The sequence below is a fragment of the Vibrio sp. KMM 9700 genome, from assembly GCF_058545285.1.
Map to the genome: position 1 here is coordinate 789,158 of NZ_CM178589.1, position 24,140 is coordinate 813,297.

At 42.7% G+C, this 24,140-nt stretch carries 19 protein-coding genes and 7 tRNA genes; 7 read left to right on the forward strand and 19 right to left on the reverse strand.

What is annotated here, in order from left to right:
* Positions 1–19: 19 nt before the first annotated feature.
* Genes AC2VOY_RS03555 through phoB form a run of 3 tightly spaced genes read right to left on the reverse strand, consistent with a single transcriptional unit; the run spans position 20 to position 3,046 of the window.
* On the reverse strand, positions 20–1,003 hold the full coding sequence (locus AC2VOY_RS03555; protein ID WP_491832265.1) for a phosphate ABC transporter substrate-binding protein: 984 nt from the start codon (positions 1,001–1,003) through the stop codon (positions 20–22).
* Between the two features lie 23 nt (positions 1,004–1,026).
* On the reverse strand, positions 1,027–2,325 hold the full coding sequence (gene phoR / locus AC2VOY_RS03560) for a phosphate regulon sensor histidine kinase PhoR (RefSeq protein WP_491832266.1): 1,299 nt from the start codon (positions 2,323–2,325) through the stop codon (positions 1,027–1,029).
* A 31-nt stretch (positions 2,326–2,356) separates the two neighbouring features.
* Positions 2,357–3,046 carry a phosphate regulon transcriptional regulator PhoB gene (gene phoB / locus AC2VOY_RS03565; protein WP_491832267.1) on the reverse strand — a complete coding sequence of 230 codons (690 nt, stop codon included), beginning with the start codon at positions 3,044–3,046 and terminating at the stop codon, positions 2,357–2,359.
* A gap of 294 nt (positions 3,047–3,340) precedes the next feature.
* Here phoB and rdgC point away from each other — a divergent pair, with 294 nt between their 5' ends.
* The 3 genes from rdgC (at position 3,341) to AC2VOY_RS03580 (ending at position 6,167) form a co-directional block, all read left to right on the forward strand.
* Positions 3,341–4,243, forward strand: a complete 903-nt coding sequence (rdgC, locus tag AC2VOY_RS03570) for a recombination-associated protein RdgC (protein WP_491832268.1) — start codon at positions 3,341–3,343, stop codon at positions 4,241–4,243.
* A 266-nt stretch (positions 4,244–4,509) separates the two neighbouring features.
* On the forward strand, positions 4,510–5,913 hold the full coding sequence (gene trhP / locus AC2VOY_RS03575) for a prephenate-dependent tRNA uridine(34) hydroxylase TrhP (protein ID WP_491832269.1): 1,404 nt from the start codon (positions 4,510–4,512) through the stop codon (positions 5,911–5,913).
* Entirely contained in the window at positions 5,913–6,167 is a 255-nt protein-coding gene (locus AC2VOY_RS03580) for a YfhL family 4Fe-4S dicluster ferredoxin (protein WP_491832270.1), read from the forward strand. The genes trhP and AC2VOY_RS03580 overlap by 1 nt, the downstream gene beginning before the upstream one ends.
* Before the next feature lie 128 nt (positions 6,168–6,295).
* On the opposite strand, the gene nfsA is transcribed toward AC2VOY_RS03580, so the two are convergent.
* The 13 genes from nfsA to pncC form a co-directional block, all read right to left on the reverse strand.
* Entirely contained in the window at positions 6,296–7,018 is a 723-nt protein-coding gene (gene nfsA, locus AC2VOY_RS03585) for an oxygen-insensitive NADPH nitroreductase (RefSeq protein WP_491832271.1), read from the reverse strand.
* A gap of 217 nt (positions 7,019–7,235) precedes the next feature.
* A tRNA-Arg gene (locus AC2VOY_RS03590) sits at positions 7,236–7,312 on the reverse strand.
* A gap of 167 nt (positions 7,313–7,479) precedes the next feature.
* Positions 7,480–7,556: transfer RNA gene (locus AC2VOY_RS03595), tRNA-Arg, on the reverse strand.
* 106 nt (positions 7,557–7,662) lie between these two features.
* Positions 7,663–7,739: transfer RNA gene (locus AC2VOY_RS03600), tRNA-Arg, on the reverse strand.
* 105 nt (positions 7,740–7,844) lie between these two features.
* Positions 7,845–7,921: transfer RNA gene (locus tag AC2VOY_RS03605), tRNA-Arg, on the reverse strand.
* Positions 7,922–7,953: 32 nt separating this feature from the next.
* Positions 7,954–8,046, reverse strand: a tRNA-Ser gene (locus tag AC2VOY_RS03610).
* Positions 8,047–8,090: 44 nt separating this feature from the next.
* A tRNA-Arg gene (locus AC2VOY_RS03615) sits at positions 8,091–8,167 on the reverse strand.
* Positions 8,168–8,190: 23 nt separating this feature from the next.
* Positions 8,191–8,283: transfer RNA gene (locus AC2VOY_RS03620), tRNA-Ser, on the reverse strand.
* 302 nt (positions 8,284–8,585) lie between these two features.
* Entirely contained in the window at positions 8,586–8,783 is a 198-nt protein-coding gene (gene csrA, locus AC2VOY_RS03625; RefSeq protein ID WP_491832272.1) for a carbon storage regulator CsrA, read from the reverse strand.
* A 379-nt stretch (positions 8,784–9,162) separates the two neighbouring features.
* Complete coding sequence (alaS, locus tag AC2VOY_RS03630; protein ID WP_491832273.1) at positions 9,163–11,748, reverse strand: alanine--tRNA ligase; 2,586 nt, start codon at positions 11,746–11,748, stop codon at positions 9,163–9,165.
* Between the two features lie 148 nt (positions 11,749–11,896).
* Positions 11,897–12,367, reverse strand: a complete 471-nt coding sequence (gene recX, locus AC2VOY_RS03635; RefSeq protein WP_491832274.1) for a recombination regulator RecX — start codon at positions 12,365–12,367, stop codon at positions 11,897–11,899.
* 192 nt (positions 12,368–12,559) lie between these two features.
* A complete protein-coding gene (recA, locus tag AC2VOY_RS03640) occupies positions 12,560–13,606 on the reverse strand; it encodes a recombinase RecA (protein WP_491832275.1) in 1,047 nt (348 codons plus the stop codon).
* Between the two features lie 115 nt (positions 13,607–13,721).
* Positions 13,722–14,213, reverse strand: coding sequence for a nicotinamide-nucleotide amidase (pncC, locus tag AC2VOY_RS03645; protein ID WP_491832276.1), 492 nt, complete (start codon positions 14,211–14,213; stop codon positions 13,722–13,724).
* Positions 14,214–14,402: 189 nt separating this feature from the next.
* Here pncC and AC2VOY_RS03650 point away from each other — a divergent pair, with 189 nt between their 5' ends.
* The 4 genes from AC2VOY_RS03650 to mutS all read left to right on the forward strand — a co-directional run bounded on the left by AC2VOY_RS03650 (position 14,403) and on the right by mutS (position 21,428).
* Positions 14,403–15,329, forward strand: a complete 927-nt coding sequence (locus tag AC2VOY_RS03650; RefSeq protein WP_491832277.1) for a TAXI family TRAP transporter solute-binding subunit — start codon at positions 14,403–14,405, stop codon at positions 15,327–15,329.
* Positions 15,330–15,456: 127 nt separating this feature from the next.
* A complete protein-coding gene (locus AC2VOY_RS03655; protein WP_491832278.1) occupies positions 15,457–17,331 on the forward strand; it encodes a TRAP transporter permease in 1,875 nt (624 codons plus the stop codon).
* A 108-nt stretch (positions 17,332–17,439) separates the two neighbouring features.
* Positions 17,440–18,723 carry an arsenic transporter gene (locus tag AC2VOY_RS03660; protein ID WP_491832279.1) on the forward strand — a complete coding sequence of 428 codons (1,284 nt, stop codon included), beginning with the start codon at positions 17,440–17,442 and terminating at the stop codon, positions 18,721–18,723.
* A 125-nt stretch (positions 18,724–18,848) separates the two neighbouring features.
* Positions 18,849–21,428 (forward strand): DNA mismatch repair protein MutS, encoded by a 2,580-nt coding sequence (gene mutS / locus AC2VOY_RS03665; protein ID WP_491833001.1) that lies wholly within the window; start codon positions 18,849–18,851, stop codon positions 21,426–21,428.
* Between the two features lie 61 nt (positions 21,429–21,489).
* Here mutS and rpoS read toward each other — a convergent pair whose 3' ends face one another.
* The 3 genes from rpoS to AC2VOY_RS03680 form a co-directional block, all read right to left on the reverse strand.
* The gene (gene rpoS / locus AC2VOY_RS03670) at positions 21,490–22,476 is read right to left on the reverse strand and encodes an RNA polymerase sigma factor RpoS (protein ID WP_491832280.1); all 987 of its coding nucleotides are present in this window, start codon (positions 22,474–22,476) and stop codon (positions 21,490–21,492) included.
* Between the two features lie 58 nt (positions 22,477–22,534).
* Positions 22,535–23,428 (reverse strand): peptidoglycan DD-metalloendopeptidase family protein, encoded by an 894-nt coding sequence (locus AC2VOY_RS03675; protein ID WP_491833003.1) that lies wholly within the window; start codon positions 23,426–23,428, stop codon positions 22,535–22,537.
* Positions 23,429–23,499: 71 nt separating this feature from the next.
* Entirely contained in the window at positions 23,500–24,129 is a 630-nt protein-coding gene (locus tag AC2VOY_RS03680) for a protein-L-isoaspartate(D-aspartate) O-methyltransferase (protein WP_491832281.1), read from the reverse strand.
* Positions 24,130–24,140 lie beyond the last annotated feature (11 nt).

Sequence of the window (24,140 nt, forward strand, 5' to 3'; positions counted from 1 at the left end):
TTAATAGCGCGGTTTAAGTTTAGCGATTTAAACTGCGCTTTTGTTCTAACTGTAATTCTTTAGAAAGCGGTAAATACCCTGCTTTCTGAGCAATATATTGCCCTTCTTGACTCAAAATAAAGCTTAAAAATTCATAATCAACACGAGTTAATGGCTTATCTGGCGCTTGGTTGACGTAAATATATAAGTAGCGTGACAAGGGATACTTACCCGATAAAATATTTTCACGAGTAGGCTCTATATAATCATCCCCTTCCTTCGCAACAGCCAATAAGCGCGCATCTGAGACGCGATTACCAACCCCTGAATAACCTAAGGTATGCCTTTGCGAAGCGACAGCTTGCACCACAGAGGCGGCGCCTGCTAGCTCATTTACACTGGGATCATAATCTCCATGACATAAGACTTGGCGCTTAAAAAAGCCATAAGTGCCAGAAGCAGAATTTCGCCCAAAGACTTCGATACGCAACTTTCCCCACTCTTGCTCAATTCCAAGCTCTTGCCAATAACGGATTTTATGATCCGCGCCACAGCGCATACTTGCCGAGAAGATGCTATCCAATTGCTGCAGATTTAAGCCTTTGATCGGGTTATCTTGATGCACAAAAATTCCCACTGCATCGACGGCAACTTTTAACTCAAGTGGCAAATAACCATATTGCGTTTCAAAGTCTTGTTGCTCTTTGGCTGTCATTTGTCGACTCATTGGCCCGATGGAGGCTGTGCCTTCAATCAAGGCGGTGGGCGCAGAGGATGACCCCGCAGCTTGTTGCTGCACATAAACATTTGGATAGATTTCAGAAAAAGCTTGTCCCCAAACCGACATCAAAGGAGAAAGCGTATCTGAGCCAACGGAAAAGACGCGCCCTATCACTTGAGGTTTAGGTTGATAAACGAGGGAGTCACTATCATCAAAAATAGTTTGAGCGAAAGCTTGAGCGGCTAAAAGTAGCCCCCCAATCAGTAATAAAGATAGATGTTTTAACGCTAAAATTAATCGCATCCTCATATGATAATCGATGCGTTTTATTTGGCAATTAACTTGCGCGGTAAAATAAAGCTAAAGCAACTGCCTTTGCCTACTTCACTCTCAATCAAAAGCTCACTATCGTGATGGCTGAGCGCATGTTTAACAATGGCAAGCCCAAGCCCACTGCCGCCAGTTTCACGTGATCTCGCTTTATCCACGCGATAAAAACGCTCGGTTAAGCGATGAATATGCTGCGCGTCTATCCCTTCCCCTGTGTCAGAGACTTCAAGGTGTGCGCCTTGCTCACTGGCTCTCCATGTGACATCAATATTCGCGCCCGGTGGCGTATATTTAACAGCGTTATAGACAAGGTTTGAAATCGCACTTTGCAGTTGATCTTCATCGGCATAAACTTTTAGATCTTTATCAATGTGCATTTGAATTTGATGCTTTTTATCGCCACTTAAAGCATTCGCCTGTTTTTCTAAGCGCAGCAGCATATTCGGCACATCGACCACAGTATCTAAAACATGATTGGGCGCGGCTTCAATTTTAGATAAAGTTAAAAGCTGCTCGACTAAGGCATTCATGCGCTCAAGCTGATCTGTCATCACCCCATGTGCTTTCTCCCACATTGGGCCCACTAGCATGTCTGGATCTTCTGTCATTTCCAAATAGCCTTGCAGTACTGTCATTGGCGTGCGCAACTCATGAGAAACATTGGCAAAGAAGTTTCGGCGCATGCCTTCAAGTTTTTTCACCTGCGAAACATCACGCGCAACCATCAAAAACTCACCTTGGGTATAAGGTACAATACGCAACTCTAACACCCGCTCATGGGATAAAGGTGAGCGCATTTCAAGCGGCTGACTAAAGTCTTTTTTGGTCAAATAATGGATAAAATCAGGATTACGGATCAAGTTTGCAATCGGCTGCATCGAATCATCCGGCCAGCGAAAACCTAACAAAGATTGTGCAAGCTGGTTACACCAGACGATATTGCCTTCACTGCGAAATAAAACGACTGCATCGGGCAAAGCTTCAGCGCCTATGCGAAAGCGTCGAATGAGGCTTGCCAGTTCTTTACGTCGACGACGCTGGCGCTGCTGCAAGCGATAGATGCCATTAAAAAGAGATTCCCATTGCCCACTACCAGTTGGGGTTGAGAGTCTTTTCTCATCCCACAACCATTGTGAGAGGCGCATTTGATTATAAAGATGCCAGCACAGTTGTAAAAATGTTGCAGCAAAAAGAAGCCACGCCATGTGACCAAAAAAGTAGCCGATGGCTATCCAAGGTAGGTAAAAAAAAGCCAGCGACCAAGCCAGCTTTTTCCAAGTTATTCGTTCAACCATTTAATATCTCGGTTTGATTCTATTGAGCGGCTTAGCTGCGAGTCGAGAAACGATATCCTGCGCCACGAACAGTTTGTACTAGCTTGTCGTGTCCATGCAACTCAAGCGCTTTACGTAAACGACGAATATGCACATCAACCGTTCGATCTTCTACATAAACATTGGTGCCCCACACATTATTTAATAACTGCTCACGGCTATATACGCGCTCTTGGTGGGTCATAAAAAAGTGCAGCATTTTAAATTCAGTTGGCCCCATATCCACAGGCACATCATTAGCAGTGACGCGGTGCGAAACAGGATCAAGTTTTAAGCCTTGAACATCAATGATATCTTCAAGCGCGGTTGGGCTCACACGGCGGATCACAGCTTTTAAGCGTGCGACCAACTCTTTAGGTGAGAAAGGTTTGGTCATATAGTCATCCGCGCCAACTTCAAGGCCGCGAACTTTATCTTCTTCTTCGCCACGCGCGGTAAGCATCACGACAGGAATATTACGGGTTAAATCATCGCGCTTTAAGTGCTTGATAAAGTTAATCCCAGAACCACCAGGCAGCATCCAGTCTAAAAGAACAAGATCAGGAAAAGGTTCGCATAACTTGCTGATCCCTGTGTCATAATCTTCAGCTTCAATGGCTTGATATCCCTTTTGCTCAAGCACAAAACAAAGCATCTCGCGAATTGGAGCTTCATCTTCAACAACTAAAATTCTTCTCGACATGGCGTGTTTATTTCCCTAATCATTGAGATTCAAATAAAATTATTTTACGTTATTGGGACGTATTATGATGATTTATTATGACACTTTTGTGACCATTGAAAAGGAATCTTCATTTAAATGTCAATCAGATGCAAGCCAAGCTTCACATTTATCCCTTTCTTTATGTTTTATTTAGCGGCAGAAATGCGTTTTCGATGACTGACGCTGCAAATATCAATTCTTTCAACTCGAGTAAGACAAATCATTTAAAATCTTCTATCATGTTGCCAATATTCAAGACAGAACGAGATTTTTATGTGGTTTAAAAATGCCCTAGTTTATCGCTTCAATAAAGCTATAGACCTAGAAGTAAACGTATTAGAACAAAGACTTGCAGAGTTTAAATTCACCCCTTGTTCAAGCCAAGAGCAGCAAAAATTTGGTTGGGCAGGCGTATTAAGTGATGATCTTTTCACTCATGTCAGTGATGGCAATATCTTACTTTGTGCACGTAAAGAAGAAAAAATGCTGCCGGCCCAAGTGATCAAAGACAAGCTCAATCAAAAAATTGAAAAGCTTGAAGAAATTGAGCAGCGTAAACTCAAAAAAACTGAAAAAGATAGCTTAAAAGATGAAGTCTTAATTGATTTATTGCCACGTGCGTTTAGCCGTTTGCATTCCACTTATATTTTGATCATGCCAAGACTTGAGCTTGTAATTGTTGACGCAGCAAGCAGTAAAAAAGCAGAAGATGCTCTGGCATTATTACGTAAATCAATTGGTAGCCTGCCTGTGATCCCTTGCCTGCCGCATACGCCAATTGAAAACACCTTAACCACTTGGGTGCAAACGGGTGAAGCAGCAAAAGATTTTGCGATTGGTTATGAAGCAACATTGGAAGCATTTGAAGAAGATGGCGCTGTCGTTAAATGTAAAAAACAAGATTTAAGCGCAGATGAAGTGCAGCAACATATTCAAGCGAATAAATTTGTTACTCAGCTCAGCCTAAATTGGCAAGATCGCATCGAGTTTATGCTTGGTCAAGATGCCAGCTTAAAACGCTTAAAATTTAGCGATGAGTTAAAAGAGCAAAACGATGACATCGACAAATCTGATAAGGCGCAACGCTTTGATGCAGATTTAAGCCTGATGTGTGGTGAGTTTGCGCTTTTCTTGCCAAGCCTATTTGACGCTTTAGGCGGCTTTGAAGCTGAGTAATTTATTTCCAATCAAGCGATTAAGTTGAAAGACAATACTAGCTTTTAAAGGCTATAAGCTTTAACATCCGCTTCGATTTAATCTATGCACTCATGAATCGCTTTGTGAGTGCATTTTTATTGGCGATTTATTTTATTTAGCGTTTTTATTTATATAAAAGCTGAGTCTTTGCTTTTGTATTGACTAAAATTAGAGTAAAATTTCGCCCCCTTCGGTTTCCATTTGGTGGGAGCCGCCTGACTTGATATCAGATAAAGAGAATCATTATGTTTACACCAGAACTTCTATCCCCTGCGGGCAGCCTTAAAAACATGCGTTATGCTTTTGCATATGGCGCTGACGCTGTCTATGCTGGTCAACCTCGTTATAGCTTACGTGTACGTAACAACGAGTTTAACCATGAAAACCTAAAGATCGGGATTGATGAAGCCCATGCTCAGGGCAAAAAACTCTATGTTGTGTGCAACATTCAGCCACACAACTCTAAGCTAAAAACCTTCATTCGCGACCTAAAACCTGTTGTTGAAATGGGCCCAGATGCATTAATTATGTCTGATCCTGGCCTTATCATGATGGTGCGTGAAGCTTTCCCTGAAATGCCAATTCACCTATCTGTGCAAGCCAACGCAGTGAACTGGGCAACCGTGAAGTTTTGGTCAACCCAAGGCGTTGAGCGCGTGATCTTGTCACGTGAACTTTCTTTGGAAGAAATCGAAGAAATTCGTGAGCACTGCCCTGAGACTGAACTCGAAATCTTCGTCCACGGCGCACTATGTATGGCTTATTCTGGTCGCTGCCTGCTTTCTGGTTATATCAACAAGCGCGATCCAAACCAAGGCACTTGTACTAACGCATGCCGCTGGGAATACAAAGTTGAGCAGGCAAAAGAAGACGAGTCTGGTCAAATTGTTGAAAAATTCGCTCCAAAACTGCACATTGATATTCAAGAAGATCGCCCAGAAACAACGATTGGCCGTGGTAAGCCAATTGATGATGTGGTATTGCTTTCTGAAAGTCACCGCCCTGATGAAAAAATGGCGGCATATGAAGATGAGCACGGCACCTATATCATGAACTCAAAAGATCTACGTGCAATTCAGCATGTTGAGCGTTTGACTAAAATGGGTGTGCATTCACTTAAAATCGAAGGTCGTACTAAGTCTTTCTATTATTGTGCACGTACCGCGCAAGTATATCGTAAAGCGATTGATGATGCCGTTGCTGGCAAGCCATTTGATACTAGCTTAATGGGCACGTTAGAAAGCCTTGCACACCGTGGTTATACCGAAGGTTTCTTACGTCGTCACACTCATGATGCGTATCAAAACTATGACTATGGTTATTCTGTTTCTGATAGCCAACAATTTGTCGGTGAGTTCACTGGTAAACGTCGTGGTAACTTGGCTGAAGTCGAAGTCAAAAACAAATTCCTTAAAGGTGATAGCCTTGAGATGATGACGCCAAAAGGCAATGTTGTCTTCACTCTAGAGCATATGGAAAACCGTAAGTCTGAAGAAGTTGATGATGCAAAAGGTAATGGCCACTTTGTATTTATTCCAGTGCCTGAAGATATGAATTTAGAATATGCACTACTCATGCGTAACCTAAACCAAGGTCAAGATACACGTAATCCAAATGCAAAGGCAGCGCAGACTGAGGCGGCAAACTAATGGCGCTACTTATCACAAATAAATGTATTAACTGTGATATGTGCGATCCTGAGTGTCCAAATGGTGCTATCTCAATGGGAAATAGCATTTATGAAATTGATCCGGCGCTCTGTACTGAGTGCCAAGGTCATTATGATAAGCCTACTTGTCAGTCTGTTTGCCCGATCACCAACTGTATCATTACTGATCCAGAGCATATCGAAACCACGGACGAATTGTTGGAAAAATTTGTGATTATTCAAGGCATGGCTTAACCCATCGTCTAAGATCTCAAATGCTTGATTATAAAAAACGCTTCCATGTCTTATTTGCTAAGGCTTAAATGGAAGCGTTTTTTTATAGCTGCGATTTTGTATAGCTAGGCTTTACGAATAAGTTTTGCTTATTTTTTCGCAAGCCCCTTCTTATGGAAATAATCTTTCATAAAAGGTCGTGATTCTTGGCTTAAACGTCCTATCACTTGCTCAGACCATGGAGTAGATTTTGTGTTTGAACCACGGGTTTGATAGTAACTCGCTGAAACCTCATCATAATGCGCCATATCGTCGCTCTGCGGGCTTTGGTATGTATTTTGATGCACAACGATAGATTGCGGCAAACGCGGCTTCACTTGCGGATCTGCATCTGGATAGCCCAAACACATGCCAAACAGTATCGCTGTGTGTTGCGGTAAACCTAACAGCTCATCGACTTCATTTGGGTTGTTTCTCAGCCCGCCAATATAAACGCCGCCCATCCCCATAGATTCAGCCGCTAACAAAATGTTTTGCGCCATGATCCCAGTATCGACAGCGCCAATTAACGCCAGCTCAGTAAAATCAACCTGAACATTGTCTGATAATTCTGTATGACGATGATAATCAATACAAAAAACTAAGAACTCAGCGCAACTAGCAACATATGCTTGCCCGCCAGCAAGCTCTGCAAGCTTCTCTCGCTTGCTTTTATCCGTCACCCTAATAATGGATGTAGTTTGTAAGAAACTTGAGCTAGAGGCAGCAAGGCCGGCTTGAATGAGTGTATGTAAAACTTCTGGTTGAATAGGCTGCGCCGTAAATTTACGGATCGAGCGGTGCGCGAGCATAGTTTCAATAGTACTGTTCATAGGCCTACTTATTTGTCATGAATAATAGAAAAAGACTGTCTTTCAAGAATATAACGAAAATGGCGTGGGTTTCAAATATAAGCTGATATGGCAAAGAGAATAAAAAAAGAAGGAGCGATGATTCTGATAGCACAGCATGCGCATTAACGAGAGAAAAATAAAACAAAAAAGCCCTAACATCAGATGCTAGGGCTTTCGTCTCTCTAAAGAGAAATAATGGCGCGCTCGGAAGGATTCGAACCTTCGACCGCCTGGTTCGTAGCCAGGTACTCTATCCAGCTGAGCTACGAGCGCGCAAATTTTTTTATTTCTTCATATTTAAAGCTTCAACTGCGTTAATTTCATTTCTCGACCTAGTCGCATATTCTTATATGCTCAAGGTTCTCAAAACTCATTGCCTTGCTGAGAGCTTTAACTATTTTGAAATCATTCTGGTTTAGAATCACTTCAAAACTTAATAATGGCGCGCTCGGAAGGATTCGAACCTTCGACCGCCTGGTTCGTAGCCAGGTACTCTATCCAGCTGAGCTACGAGCGCGCAATATGTGTATATCTTTCGATATATAAATTGTAAACCTAAACCATTGAGTACCGAGTTTAGATTAGCTTCAGTCATTTTAAAATAAAGCAACTAAAGTAAATAATGGCGCGCTCGGAAGGATTCGAACCTTCGACCGCCTGGTTCGTAGCCAGGTACTCTATCCAGCTGAGCTACGAGCGCGCAATATGTGTATATCTTTCGATATATAAATTGTAAACCTAAACCATTGAGTACCGAGTTTAGATTATCTTCAATTGTTTTAAATAAAACAGCTAAAGTAAATAATGGCGCGCTCGGAAGGATTCGAACCTTCGACCGCCTGGTTCGTAGCCAGGTACTCTATCCAGCTGAGCTACGAGCGCGCAATGGTGTATCTATTTAAAGCATTAAATAATGGCGGTGAAGGAGGGATTCGAACCCTCGATACGGCTACAAACCGTATACTCCCTTAGCAGGGGAGCGCCTTCAGCCTCTCGGCCACCTCACCGAATTATTTAAACTTTTTGTTTAGTTCATCTAATTAAAATCAGATGGCGCGCTCGGAAGGATTCGAACCTTCGACCGCCTGGTTCGTAGCCAGGTACTCTATCCAGCTGAGCTACGAGCGCGCAATATCTAAACATTCACAAGATGGCGGTGAAGGAGGGATTCGAACCCTCGATACGGCTACAAACCGTATACTCCCTTAGCAGGGGAGCGCCTTCAGCCTCTCGGCCACCTCACCTCGTCTTGTGGAGGCACATATTACGGAATCACAAAAATATGTCAAACATTTTATTTAAAAAAAATGCCTTTTTCATATCAAGCGCGTAATATCTCACCAATTCAGATAAAAATCATACAGAAACGCCTAAAAAATGCAAGATCTGGATAAGTTTATACTTGATTTAGAAAAGTATTTTTTTGTGTTCTATGCTCAACTTAAGCAACATAAATATAGAAAATAGCTATAAAAAAAGGCTTGCTTGACGCAAACCTTCTTCTTTCGCTTACAACTTAGTGTAACGGATTAATTAAATCTATTAATTAATAGTTGCCAACAGAGTCAGTATTACCTTCTTTCTCTGCTTGTATGCGCATATAAATCTCTTCACGGTGTACAGAAACCTCTTTTGGTGCATTCACACCAATACGTACTTGATTTCCTTTGACGCCTAGAACAGTCACAGTGACTTCATCACCGATCATTAAAGTTTCGCCAACGCGGCGAGTTAAGATTAGCATTTCCAGCTCCTTGAGTTTTCTCTATATTAATACTACTCAATTTGAAGCCAAGAGTAGTATGGGATTGGATCATAAAATGAATTAACAACAATAAAACTGCTTATTTATTCTGATGGCGAATTTACATTGAAATGCAAATAAATTCCACCCTTATCACAAAACAATTTTAACGTCCCTGTTTCTAGCTTGAAACATTTTCTAACTGATGATTTGTGTTTTTAAACAAAGACAAAAACACTTCATACCTACATTAGATTAACAAAAAGGTTTCAAATTTAAAATGCTAAACCTTGATTCCGAGCTAAAAACTAACAAACAAAAAAGTACAGATATCACTACCTGTACTTTTTATTGATACCGCATTTGGGGTTGCTAACTGTTATAGCTGTTCGATTAACCAAGCTTTGGCTGTTTCTAACGCCTGTGGCAATGCTTGGGTATCAGAACCACCTGCTTGAGCCATATCAGGACGACCGCCACCTTTACCGCCAACAAGTTGCGCAGCTTGGTTCACTAAGTCCCCTGCTTTGACTTGCTTAGTCAGATCTTTGGTCACACCAGCAATTAAGCCAACCTTATCACCCGCATCATTACCAAGTAAGATAATGCCGCTGCCAATTTGGTTTTTAAGCTCGTCAACCATACCACGAAGTGCTTTGTTATCTGCGCCTTCAAGTTTTGCAACCAAGACTTTAATACCATTAACTTCTTCAACTTGGCTGATAAGACTTGCACCAGCTTGTGAAGCAAGTTTGTCTTTAAGCGCCATGATTTCTTTTTCAAGTTGCTTCGCTTTTTGCGCGCTTTCTTGAATCTTTTGCTCATAACTTGCTTGCTCTGACTCAAGTGCATCAAGCGCCGCTTCACCTGTTACCGCTTCAATACGGCGAATACCTGCAGCAATACCAGATTCAGAAACAATCTTAAATAGACCGATGTCACCTGTATTTTTCGCATGAATACCACCACAAAGCTCAGTTGAGAACTCACCCATAGATAGAACGCGAACTTCATCATCATATTTTTCGCCAAAGAGTGCCATTGCACCTTTTTCTTTCGCTGATTCAATATCCATGATGTTAGTTTCAATCACATGGTTGTGACGAATTTCTTGGTTAACTAAACGCTCAACTTGGCGGATTTCCGCTTTTGTCATCGCTTCGAGATGCGAGAAGTCAAAACGTAGGTTTTCAGCGCGAACCAATGAGCCTTTTTGCGTCACGTGCTCACCCAGAACTTGACGCAGTGCTGCGTGCAATAAGTGCGTTGCTGAGTGGTTCAGCGAGGTAGCAGTACGTGCATCTTCGTCAACTAGCGCTTTCACTTGATCGCTAGTTGAAAGACCACCTTCAAGGACTTCACCATGATGTGCAATTGCATTGCCTAGTTTTTGGGTATCCACAACTTTAAACGTTGCAGTTTGAGTTTTGATTAAACCTGTATCACCACACTGACCACCTGACTCTGCGTAGAAAGGCGTTTGATCTAAGATCAAGATACCCTTATCACCTGCGCTGATTGAATCACGGCTTTCACCTTCAACAAAGATTTCAACTAATGCTGCATCATAGCTTGTTGCATCATAACCAAAGAACTCAGATGCTGCGTCAGTTTTGATTGCTGCGTTGTAATCCGTACCAAATTGACCAGCTTCACGTGCACGTTGACGCTGTGCTTCCATTGCTTTTTCAAAGCCGTCTTCATCAATGCTCACTTCACGCTCACGCGCAACGTCATTGGTTAAGTCTGCTGGGAAGCCATAGGTATCATAAAGTTTAAAGACAGTTTCACCGTCTAGCACTTTTTCACCGTTTAGGTTATCAATTGCTTCGTTAAGAATTTGCATGCCACGATCTAGCGTACGGGCAAAGTTTTCTTCTTCGATGCGTAGCACTTTTTCAACCATAGCTTGTTGCTTAGCCAGTTCTTCACCAGCGCTACCCATAACTTTTGCAAGTGGGCCAACAAGTTTGTAGAAGAAACTGCCTTGTGCGCCTAGTTTGTTACCGTGACGCACTGCGCGGCGAATAATACGGCGCAAGACATAGCCACGACCTTCATTTGATGGGATCACGCCATCAACAATAAGGTAAGCACAAGAACGAATGTGATCCGCCACAACGCGTAAAGATTGGTTTGTTAGATCTTCATAACCAATCACTTGCGCGGTTTCTTTGATTAGCGTTTGGAACACATCGATTTCATAGTTTGAGTGCATGCCCTGCATAATTGCAGAAATACGCTCAATCCCCATCCCTGTATCTACAGATGGTTTTGGTAGAGGTTCCATCGTGCCATCAGCGTGACGGTTGAACTGCATGAAAACGTTATTCCAGATTTCGATAAAGCGATCGCCATCTTCTTCTGGCGTACCAGGGCGTCCGCCCCAAATGTGTTCACCATGATCATAGAAGATTTCAGAGCAAGGACCACAAGGGCCTGTATCACCCATTTGCCAGAAGTTATCTGACTCGTAAGCTTTACCGCCTTCTTTGTCACCGATACGAATAATGCGATCCGCTGGAACGCCGATTTCTTTATTCCAAATCTCAAACGCTTCATCATCTGTTTGGTAAACAGTCACAACAAGACGCTCTTGTGGCAATTGTAGAACCTGAGTTAAAAACTCCCACGCAAAACCAATCGCTTCACGTTTGAAGTAATCACCAAAGCTAAAGTTACCAAGCATTTCAAAAAAGGTGTGGTGACGCGCAGTGAAACCTACATTTTCAAGGTCGTTATGCTTACCACCAGCGCGAACACAACGCTGCGCTGTGGTGGCTCGGGTATAAGCACGTTTTTCAAGGCCAAGGAAACAATCTTTAAATTGGTTCATCCCAGCATTGGTAAATAAAAGAGTTGGATCATTGTGTGGCACAAGTGATGAGCTATCTACAATTTGGTGTCCTTTGCTTTCAAAGAACTTGAGGAATGCGTTACGCACCTCGTCAGTCGACATATACATGAATTCTTCCCGAGTGTTCAAGATGGATTTTTGCGCTATTGTATACCCAAGTCACTAATGTTTGCTAGGCTAAGGCGAAATACTTTGAGATAAATGACGTAATTTTAGGCAATTGAGCAGATAAAGTTAACTAACTTGCTTCAAAAAGTTAAGCTACTTCCGTTGCTAAGGTTTGCAGGGCATATTGAATTTGTTCAAAATCAAAGCCGCGATATTGCAAAAAGCGCACTTGCTTGGCATATAGTTTTGGCTCTGTTGGAAGATATATTTGTTTGAATTTTTTACGTGCAGTTTGTCTTGCAAGCTCAAACCAATCTGTGCCTTCTGTCTCTAGTGCTTCTTCAATCCAGTGTGCTTTGACTTGATTTTGTTTAAGCACCTGAACAATTCGATTACGTCCATGACCTTTATATATATGCTGCCTGACTTGTGATTTTGCATAGCGTAAATCATCAAGATAGCCATATTCTTGGCAAGCATATAAGGCTTCTGTGATCTCATTTGCTTCATAACCTTTTGTTTGTAGCTTTTGGGCAAGCTCAAACTTGGCATGATCACGACGGCTAAGCATATTCACGGCTGCTTCTTTAGCGGAAATTTTAGGTGTTGGCTTAAACATGTATCACCTTTATTTTAATGCTTTGCAAGGGTTTAATTTGGGATAAAAAAAGCCCTAGAAATTTATAATCCAAATATATTGGTTTATTTCTAAGGCTTAATTGCTAATTTAGGCTAACTAATCATTTAGCTTCACTGCTTATTTAGAGGTTTAGCTAAAAACTTAAGAGACAAGCTAAACCAATACAATGCATTACTCTTCTGCTGCTTTATCGTCTGCTAGCGGCTCTTCAGCTGATTCTTCAATCACTTGAGGCGTTAGTAAAAGCTCACGTAATTTCGTATCAAGCGCTTTTGCAGCTTCTGGGTGCTCACGCATATATTTACATGCATTTGCTTTACCTTGACCAATCTTCTCGCCATTGTAGCTATACCAAGCACCTGCTTTTTCAACAAGTTTGTTCTTCACGCCTAAATCAATTAGCTCACCTTCACGGTTAAAGCCTTGGCCATAAAGAATTTGAGTTTCAGCTTGCTTAAATGGCGCTGCAATTTTGTTTTTGACAACCTTGATGCGGGTTTCGTTACCTACAACCTCATCGCCATCTTTCACAGCGCCAGTACGACGGATATCTAAACGTACTGAAGCATAGAATTTTAATGCGTTACCACCTGTTGTCGTCTCGGGATTGCCGAACATTACGCCTATCTTCATACGGATTTGGTTGATGAAGATACACATACAGTTTGATTGCTTCAGGTTACCTGTTAGCTTACGCATAGCTTGAGAAAGCATACGTGCTTGCAGACCCATGTGGCTATCACCCATTTCGCCTTCAATTTCAGCTTTTGGTGTTAACGCTGCGACTGAGTCGACAACCAATACGTCAATTGCACCAGAGCGTGCTAACGCATCACAGATTTCAAGCGCTTGCTCACCTGTATCCGGCTGAGAAACAAGCAACTCATCAATATTTACACCTAGCTTTTGAGCATAGATAGGATCAAGCGCATGCTCTGCATCAACGAAGGCACACGTTTTGCCTTCACGTTGCGCGGCTGCGATTAACTCTAGCGTTAGGGTTGTTTTACCTGAGCTTTCAGGGCCGTAAACTTCAACAATACGTCCCATAGGTAAACCGCCAGCACCAAGAGCGATATCTAACGCAAGCGAACCTGTTGAAATGGTTTCAACATCCATGGTTCTGTTATCACCCAAGCGCATGATAGAGCCTTTACCAAATTGCTTTTCGATTTGACCGAGCGCTGCGGCGAGTGCTTTTTGTTTGTTATCGTCCATTTAATGCTCCAATAAATAGCTATTAAAAATTCTTCACTGTGTGTTTATACAGTAAAGTGTATACTGTATTTTTAAACAGTGCAAAGATTATTTTGATTTTTTGTTAATCACTTGATTAGTCTATTTTCTTCTCAAGTTTAGTTAATGCATAAAAGCAAGCTTGGATGCGTACTTCTTCACGATCACCACTAAAATGTGTGGTTTCAGTGATGACTTCATTTGGCGTCGCCCAAGCAAAACAAACCGTCCCCACCGGTTTTTCTTCGGTGCCACCGCTTGGCCCTGCGATGCCGCTCACTGCGATAGCATAATCAGCTTTTGCTTTATCTTGAGCCCCAGTAGCCATTTGACTGACAACCTCTTCGCTAACGGCGCCATGTGCATCTAATGTGTCTTGTGAAACGCCTAGCATTTCCACTTTTGCTTGATTGCTATAAGTTATAAAACCTTGCTCAAACCATTGTGAGCTACCCGCAACATCTGTGATCGCAGTCGCAATACCACCACCGGTGCAAGATTCAGCAGTAGTTATTTTTTTGTTTTCTTGCTTTAATTTCAAGCCAATACGTTTACTTAAAACTCTTAGTTCTGCATAAGTGAAAGCCATTACAACTCCTATTTCACCCATTACAAATTGTGTCAATAATTGTGTTCTCGATGCTAATTTTACGTGAAAAATTGGCTAAAACTTACAATCATTCATACAATTTCAAACAGGTTTTTGTTTTTATTAAAATTATATAAGGATTTAACCCTACACCAACAACGGAAACTCCTAATGAGAAGGAAATCTCTGATGAATCGATACGTGAAAAAATTAGCTTTATTTCTGTGTGCTTTTTCGCTTCCTGTTTTAGCACAAAACTACACTATAGGTACAGGGAGCCAAAGTGGAACATATTACCCTCTTGGCGGCATCTTGGCTAAGGTTTGGAGCGAAAATATTGATAATTTTGATATGCGCGCTGAAGTAACCGCAGCCTCGGTTGAAAATGTGATTAAAGTTTCCAGCGAGCAGCAACTTGCAGGGATTGCCATGGGGAATGTGGTGTTACAAGCCGCAGATGGTGAAAAACCTTTCCCAAGACAAATGGATATTTCTGTTTTATTTGCCCTTTATCCAAATGTAGTCCAGTTTATGGTGCCTGCGGATTCAGATATCACCAGCATTAGCCAATTAAAAGGTAAAAAGGTATCACTTGGCGCGCCAGGCTCAGGCACACGCGTCAGTAGCGTGAATATATTAAACACCTTAGGGATTTCTGAGTCTGATATTAAAGCGCAATCTTTAAACTATACAGCGACGACGAATGCTTTGGCAAATGGTCAAATTGATGCCGGCGCAATTGTTGGCAGCTTAGGTGTTGGCGCAATTACTGAGCTCGCATTAACCCGCAATATCCGTATCCTTTCTTTCACTGAAGACGAAATGGCTAAAATCATTGCAGCCAACCCATCTTATCAAGCACTTGATGTACCTGCTGAAAGCTATAAAAATGTGCCTGCCTTCACTGCTCCTGCGGTATGGAATGTGTTAGTCGTAAATAAAAATCTATCCAAAGACATGGCTTATCAAATGACCAAAGTTGCGTTTGAAAACATGGATAAAATCCGTCAAAGCATCGGCGTGACTAAGTTTACCACGGTTGAAAATATGAATAAATTATCTGGGATTGCGCTACACCCAGGTGCGCAACAATATTTTGATGAGCAAACCAAGTAACTTGGATACATAACCCTGTCATAAACATAAGCTTATTCTTGAAAGTGCAGCCAATCACCCAAGAGCTGCGCTTTCAAGATTTTTAAATGGACTGGCAATACGGACGACTTGATAAGGAGTATCAAACATGTCGGATCTCGCCCCACAGCAAAAGAAAAACCTCTTTTTCTATATCATTAGCACTCTGGCTATCACCTTATCTATCTTTCAAATTTGGCAAGGCCTATCTCCAAGTTTAGCCGCGCCAGTATTTCGTCCTATTCATCTAAGTTGGATATTATGCTTAGCTTTTTTAATTCACCCTTTAGGTAAAAATACCAAGTTTCAGATGATCGGCAAGCTTATTGATCTGACTTTTATTATTGGGGTTGTTTTTGCATCTTATCGATTGATTAACTTTGACTATGACGATATTAGCTTTTTATTAGATGGCCTCAATCAATTGGATTTATGGGCGGGGATCATCATGATCCTTGCGCTACTTGAAGCAACGCGTCGTACCGTCGGTTGGGTGATGGTTGGAATAGCCGTTTTATTTTTAACTTATGCAATATTCGGTGACGCCCTGCCAGCAGGTTTTGCAAGTAAAGGCTTTAGCCTCGAAGAAATCATCCGCTTTCATATTTACTCAACCAATGGCGTTTATGGTGCAGCACTTGCGATTGCAGCTGGTGTGGTATTTATGTTTGTGCTTTTTGGGGCTTTCTTACAAGTCACAGGCGCTGGTCAATTCTTCATTGATGCCTCGTTTGCACTAGCGGGAAAGTATCGTGGTGGGCCTGCCAAAGCAAGCGTCATCGCATCGGCGGCGCTTGGCTCCATATCTGGATCTGCCATTGCCAATACGGTCACCACAGGCTCATTAACCATTCCTATGATGAAAAAACTGGGTTATAAGCCAGAGCAAGCAGCAGGCATTGAAGCCGCGGCCTCAACCGGTGGGCAAATTATGCCGCCAGTTATGGGCGCTGGCGCTTTTGTCATGGCGCAATTTACTGGCATTGCGTATAGCGAAATTTTACTCGTCTCCATCGCACCAGCAATTTTATATTTTGCATGTACCCTTTTATATGTGCACTTAATGGCAGTCAAACTTGGACTTGATGGCATGAGTCAAACTCAAAAAATTGGCTATGTGATGAAACAAGGTTGGCATTTTTTAGTGCCTTTAGTCCTGATCACCACCTTACTTTTGATGAGCTATTCGCCTGTTTTAGTCGGCATTGCAGGCTGCGCTGGAGTATTAGTTGCAGCCATGCTGCGCAAGCATAGCCGTATTCGTCTCGAGCATGTATTGGAAGGGATGAAACAAGGCGCAATCTTAGCGATGCCAATTTCCATTGCTTGCGCCACCGCGGGGATAGTCGTCGGCGTCGTCGGTCAAACAGGGATTGGTTTACAGTTTACTCAGTTTTTAATCACCCTGTCTGGCGGGCATTTATGGTCTGCGCTTGGCCTTATTGCGATTGCTGCTGTCATTTTGGGAATGGGCTTACCTGTCACTGCAGCCTATATCGTGCTTTCCATCATGGCGGTACCCGCATTAAATGAGCTTGGGATCAGCATACTTGCTGCGCATATGATCGTCTTTTGGCTCTCGCAAACATCCAATGTTACCCCACCAATTGCTTTAGCTGCCTTTGCTGGCGCAGGGATAGCCAATGCGTCCCCAATGCAATCAGCAATTCAAGCCTTTAAGCTTGCGCAAGGCTTCTTCTTGATCCCTGCCATGATGGCATTTTCAGGCTTAATTTGGGTTCAAGGTGAAGGCATGCATTTTGCGATAGGGATTATTACTTGCATAGGCTTAATTGTTGCCTTTGCAGGTGCGATTGAAGGGCTACTCTTTGACAAGCTTGCGCTTTGGATGCGAGCGTTATTTTTGCTGCTTGCGCTAAGCTGTTTATTCTTTACCGATAGCTATCGTTTTATCAGCTTAGGCGCTATTGCGCTGCTTTGTCTTCTTAATGCAAAACAAGCAAAGCGGACAAAACTGGCATAAACTCGGATCTGAGGCCTATTTTTTAGTCAAAATACAAAATTGTCATTTCATTTTTGCTCAAAAAGGTTAATATATACGAAAAATCATATATGTTATTTTGGAGTCCTTATGTTATTGGCAATTAGTATATTTCTACTGACCTTGGTCTTTGTGATCTGGCAGCCGAAAGGTTTAGGCATTGGTTACAGTGCCATCGCAGGTGCAATCTTAGCGTTAGCAACTGGCGTCATTCACTGGCACGATATCCCTGTGGTTTGGGATATCGTCTGGAATGCGACAATTAGCTTTGTAGCTATCATTATTATTAGTTTATTGCTTGATGAATCAGGCTTTTTCAAATGGGCTGCACTGCATGTGGCGCGTTGGGGTAAAGGCAGTGGTCCTCGCCTGTTTAGCTTTATCATTTTACTTGGCGCAGCAGTATCAGCCTTGTTTGCCAATGATGGCGCAGCGCTTATCTTAACCCCTATCGTTATCGCTATGCTTATCGCACTAGGCTTTTCTGCCTCAACCACACTTGCGTTCGTGATGGCAGCAGGCTTTATCGCCGACACTGCAAGCCTACCGCTTGTGGTTTCAAACCTTGTAAACATAGTTTCAGCGGACTTCTTTGACATCAACTTTATTGATTACGCTGCTGTCATGGTGCCGGTTGATATTGTTGCTGTGCTTGCAACCCTTGGCATGACGTACCTCTTCTTTAAGAAAGATATTCCAAATGTTTATGCGCTAGACAAAATTGAAGATCCAAGCACTGCAATTAAAGATATGACTAGCTTTAAAGCGGGTTGGGCTGTATTGGTTGGCCTATTGATCGGCTTCTTTGTGATTGAACCTATGGGCGTGCCGATTAGTTTGATTGCAAGTATTGCTGCGCTTATCTTAATTTTAGTTGCGCGTCATGAAAAAATCATTGATACCAAAAAAGTTATCCGCGGCGCCCCTTGGCAGATCGTTATTTTCTCTTTAGGTATGTATTTAGTAGTTTACGGCTTACGTAACGCAGGCTTAACTGATCTTATCGCATCGATTTTAAATAGCTTAGCAGAGCAAGGCCTATACATTGCAACTCTGGGTACTGGCTTCTTAATTGCATTTTTGTCATCAATTATGAATAACATGCCAACCGTATTAATTGGCGCACTGTCGATTGATGCGAGCACTACATCTGATGTGATCCGCGAAGCTATGGTTTATGCCAATGTGATTGGCTCTGATCTTGGTCCTAAAATTACGCCAATCGGTAGCCTTGCAACCTTGCTATGGCTGCACGTTTTAGCGCAAAAAGATATTAAGATCACTTGGGGTTATTACTTCAGAGTTGGGATTGTCTTAACCCTGCCAATTCTGTTCTTGACCCTCTCAGCATTAGCACTGCGTTTGTCTCTATAAATTTAGAGAGCTCAGCAGGCATAGTATGTTGATTTTTAGCGCCTCGATAAACTATCATAGGCGCTAATTTTCCTTCTCTATCGACTAGTGGTGCCTGAGTGACTAAGAAATCTCCCCATACCCCAATGATGCAACAATATCTAAAGCTCAAAGCAGAGAATCCAGATATTCTTTTGTTTTATCGCATGGGGGATTTTTATGAGCTTTTCTATGATGATGCCAAACGCGCGTCACAACTCTTAGATATATCTCTCACCAAACGCGGCGCTTCTGCCGGCGAACCTATTCCTATGGCTGGCGTGCCCTATCACGCGGTGGAAGGCTACTTAGCCAAACTTGTGCAACTCGGCGAGTCGGTTGCAATTTGCGAGCAAGTTGGCGATCCTGCGACCAGTAAAGGCCCAGTTGCGCGTAAAGTCGTGCGTATTGTGACGCCAGGCACTGTCACTGATGAAGCCCTTTTGACTGAACGTGTCGATAACCTTGTGTGCGCAATTGTTCAATCTGGTGAACGTTTTGGCTATGCCAGTCTTGATATGACATCTGGGCGCTTTTTACTCTCTGAGCCAAACTCGCTCGAAGCGATGCAAGCTGAACTTGAGCGCACTAAGCCTAAAGAGCTGCTTTATCCTGAAGATTTTGCTGATACAGCCCTACTCACGCCATATAAAGGTCAGCGTCGTCGCCCAATTTGGGAATTTGATTTAGATACAGCAAAGCAGCAGCTTAATCTGCAATTTGGCACCCGTGATCTGATAGGTTTTGGCGTTGAAAATGCAGAGCTCGGCTTGCGCGCTGCCGGCTGTTTGATCCAATATGTCAAAGATACCCAAAAAATGGCGCTGCCCCATATTCGCTCACTGACCTATGATCGCCAAGATTCTTCTGTTGTACTTGATGCAGCAACGCGACGTAATTTAGAAATCAGCCAAAATCTTGCCGGTGGTTTGGAAAATACCCTTGCAAGCGTGCTTGATCGCACCGCAACCCCTATGGGCGGGCGTTTGCTCTCACGTTGGCTGAATCAACCGATGCGCGATTTGCCTTTGCGCCAAGCCAGATTAGATGCGATTGGTGAGCTCAAAGATAATGCTTACTTTGCTGATTTAAATCCAATTTTAAAGCAGATTGGCGATATTGAACGTATTATTGCGCGAGTAGCCTTACGTACAGCGCGACCACGTGATTTAACTCGTTTGCGCCATGCTTTGGCGCAACTGCCTGAACTGGCAAACCTTTCTGAAGATTTTAATGCTCAGCTTTTACAAGATTTAGCCAAGCAAACTCAGCCGATGCCTGAGCTCTTTGAATTGCTTAGTCGCGCGATTTGTGAGAACCCGCCTGTCATTATTCGTGACGGCGGCGTGTTGGCAAAAGGCTATCATAGCGAACTGGATGAGCTCAGAGACTTAGCCGATGGCGCAACAGATTATCTTGAGAAGATGGAAGCCGATGAGCGTGATCGTCACGGCATTGATAGCTTAAAAGTTGGCTATAACAATGTGCACGGTTTTTATATTCAAGTCAGCAAAGGTCAAAGTCACCTTGTGCCGCCGCATTATATTCGTCGCCAAACTTTAAAAAATGCTGAGCGTTATATTATTCCTGAGCTTAAAGCCCATGAAGATAAGGTGCTGAACTCAAAATCCGCAGCCTTAGCGCTTGAAAAGCGCTTGTGGGAAGAGTTGTTTGATTTGATCTTGCCTGATCTTGAAGATCTACAAAATCTCGCTAGTGCACTGTCTGAGTTAGATGTCCTGCACAACCTTGCTGAGCGCGCAGATACGCTAAACTATACGCGCCCTGAGCTCACCCAAGATGCACAAATTAATATCCAAGCGGGTCGTCACCCTGTGGTAGAACAAGTCTTGGATGCGCCCTTTATCGCCAACCCAACCCAATTAAACCCAGATCGTCAAATGCTGATCATCACAGGGCCGAACATGGGTGGTAAATCCACTTATATGCGTCAAACCGCTTTGATTGCCCTGCTTGCGCATATTGGTAGCTATGTCCCTGCGCAGCACGCAAGCATTGGTATGCTAGATCGCATCTTTACCCGTATCGGCGCGCAAGATGATCTCGCATCAGGGCGTTCAACCTTTATGGTGGAAATGACAGAAACAGCAAATATCTTGCACAATGCGACCAAGCATAGCCTAGTGCTTATGGATGAAATTGGTCGCGGCACAAGTACTTATGATGGTCTATCGCTGGCGTGGGCAAGTGCTAAATGGCTGGCTGAAAAAATCGGTGCACTGACGTTATTTGCGACTCATTATTTTGAATTAACCGAACTACCGAATCAACTGCCAAAACTTGCCAATGTGCATTTGGATGCGGTAGAACATGGTGACAGTATTGCCTTTATGCATGCGGTGCAAGATGGCGCAGCCAATAAGTCTTATGGGCTTGCTGTGGCAGGACTTGCTGGTGTGCCCAAAGCTGTGATTAATCAAGCAAAGGCAAAATTGGCTGAGCTTGAATCAGGAAAAGCTGAGTTATTAGCCCAATCAACTGAAACACAAGTCGTGGCAAAACAAGCGTCAAAACAAACCTCAGATAAGGCTTTGTATCAAGAGGAGCAATTAAGTCTCTTGCCTGCGGTGAGTGAACTTGAGGAAGTGATGGCGCAGATAGACCCTGATGAGCTGACGCCAAGGCAAGCCTTAGAAGCCTTGTATCGATTAAAGGCTCTGATGTGATAACAAAAAAAGGAAACCCAAAACTTTGAGTTTCCTTTTAAAATAACTTATATATCAAGCTTTAACTGTCATTTTCTACAGAGAACAAAGACTCCATAGTCAAACCTTGCTTCATTAAAATATCACGCAGACGCTTCAAACCTTCCACTTGAATTTGACGCACACGCTCACGAGTGAGGTTAATTTCACGCCCGACTTCTTCTAACGTAGAGGCTTCATAACCTAAAAGGCCAAAGCGACGCGCTAGCACTTCTTTTTGTTTTGGATTTAACTCATCCAGCCATAATAGAAGCGAAGAGTTAATATCATCATTTTGGGTGGAAACTTCAGGATCTGCGCCTTGGTTTGCATCTGGAATAATATCCAATAAAGCTTTTTCACCGTCAGCGCCACCGCCAATTGGCGTATCGACAGAGCTAATGCGCTCATTTAAGCGAAGCATTTTATTGACATCTTCCACTGGTTTATCAAGCTTTTGGGCGATCTCTTCAGCGGTTGGTTCATGATCAAGCTTTTGCGCCAGTTCACGCGCCGTGCGCAAATAAATATTAAGCTCTTTCACCACATGAATCGGAAGACGAATGGTGCGAGTTTGATTCATCAAGGCACGCTCAATGGTTTGACGAATCCACCAGGTTGCATAAGTAGAGAAGCGAAAGCCGCGTTCTGGATCAAACTTTTCAACGGCGCGGATTAAACCTAAGTTGCCTTCCTCAATTAAATCAAGTAAAGCAAGGCCACGGCTATTATAGCGGCGTGAGATTTTAACCACCAAACGTAAGTTACTTTCAATCATACGTTGGCGAGCGGCTAAATCACCTTTTAATGCGCGTCTTGCATAAAGAACTTCTTCTTCTGCGCTTAATAAAGGTGAAAAACCAATCTCACTCAGATACATTTGCGTGGCATCTAGACTTTTTGTGGATGCGTCGAAATCTTCCTTGAGTTCTGCGTTAATCGCGGCATCTGACTCAATATCTAATAGACTTTCATCCAATGTAGACTTGTCTAGATCCATATTTTTAGTAACTGTATTGCTTGTAGCCATAAGCGCCTCCCCTTGGCATTTATGCGAGCAAGACATAACTACTTAATATGTCTTTAGCTTAGGTCTTAGGTAAATAATTTGTCGGATTGACTGGTTTACCTTTATATCGGATCTCAAAGTGAAGCTTTGTACGATCCGCACCTGTATTTCCCATTGCAGCGACTTTTTGCCCAGCGGTCACTGCTTCACCTTCTTTCACATACAACTTTTGGTTGTGAGCATACGCGCTTAAATATTCTTCGTTATGCTTAATAATGACTAAGTTGCCATATCCAGCTAACGCATTTCCCGCGTAAACAACCGTTCCATTAGCAGTAGACACGACATCTTGCCCAGAACTTCCCACAATATCTATGCCTTTATTTCCTTGCTCAGATAAAGAGAAGTTTCTCACCACCGAACCTTTGGTTGGCCACACCCATTTGTCGATCTTTTGATCATAACTTGCCTTGCTGACTGGTTGCGCAGGGACAGGTGTTGGTGAAGATGATGTCGCCGCTACTTCGTTAACATTTTGTTTACTTGTTTGGCTAACATACTCTGAGGATTGACTTTGATCAATACTTGAATTCACAGATTGATCATAGACTTTAGTCTTATCATTAGGATTTGAGCTAGCTACAACTTGCTCTGAAGCCGGTGAATTATTTTGCACATTTTGTGTGCTATTTGTAGAAGAAGATTGATAAGTTGCCGAATTATTTGAAGAAGATGCAGTAGCTTTACCATACGCAGGCGCGCTATAGGCGGTATTCCAAAGTTTTAGTTTTTGACCCGGATGAATGGTATATGGCGGAGCTAAACGATTGTAAGCAATTATTTCATTTACATCTCGATCCGTAATATATGACACAAAGTATAAGGTATCTCCCTTATTTACTTGATAAAAACTACCACGATAGCTACCACGTTGATCGCGCTTAAAACTTGGTTCATAAACACAAGCTGTCATACTGAGGATAAATAAGGAAATAATGGAATAACGAAGAAGCTTTAAATACTGCTGCACTGGGAAACCTTAAATTAACTATCTAACTCACCCGCAACAAGCGGTACAAAACGTACCGTTTCAATAATGTGCGAATGGTATTGACCTTGTTGTTTGACGATTTTATATAAATGTTGCTCTGATTTACCAACAGGTAGGACTAAGCGGCCGCCCTGTGCAAGTTGAGCAAGGAGTGCTTGTGGGACTTCATGTGCTGCAGCCGTGACGATAATCGCATCAAATGGCGCGGCTTCTTGCCAACCTTGCCAACCATCTGCATGGCGCATATTGACATGATGGATCCCCAGTTTAGCAAGATTTAATTTAGCATCATCTTGCAGCGATCGAATACGTTCAACTGAGTAAATATCATTGACCAAATGCGCTAAAATAGCCGTTTGATAGCCAGATCCTGTACCAATTTCAAGCACACGATCTTGTGGCTTTAAATCAAGAAGCTGGGTCATTTTTGCAACCGTATAAGGTTTAGAGATCGTCTGCCCATTACCTATCGGCAAAGCATGATTATCATACGCCTGATGACGCATCACTTCAGGAATGAACAGCTCTCTTGGCACTTTTGCTATCACATCCAATAGTTGTCTATCGTCTATGCCTTGCGTGGTTAAATATGCAACAAGTTGATGTGATTTTAAATAAGCCATAAAACGAAATA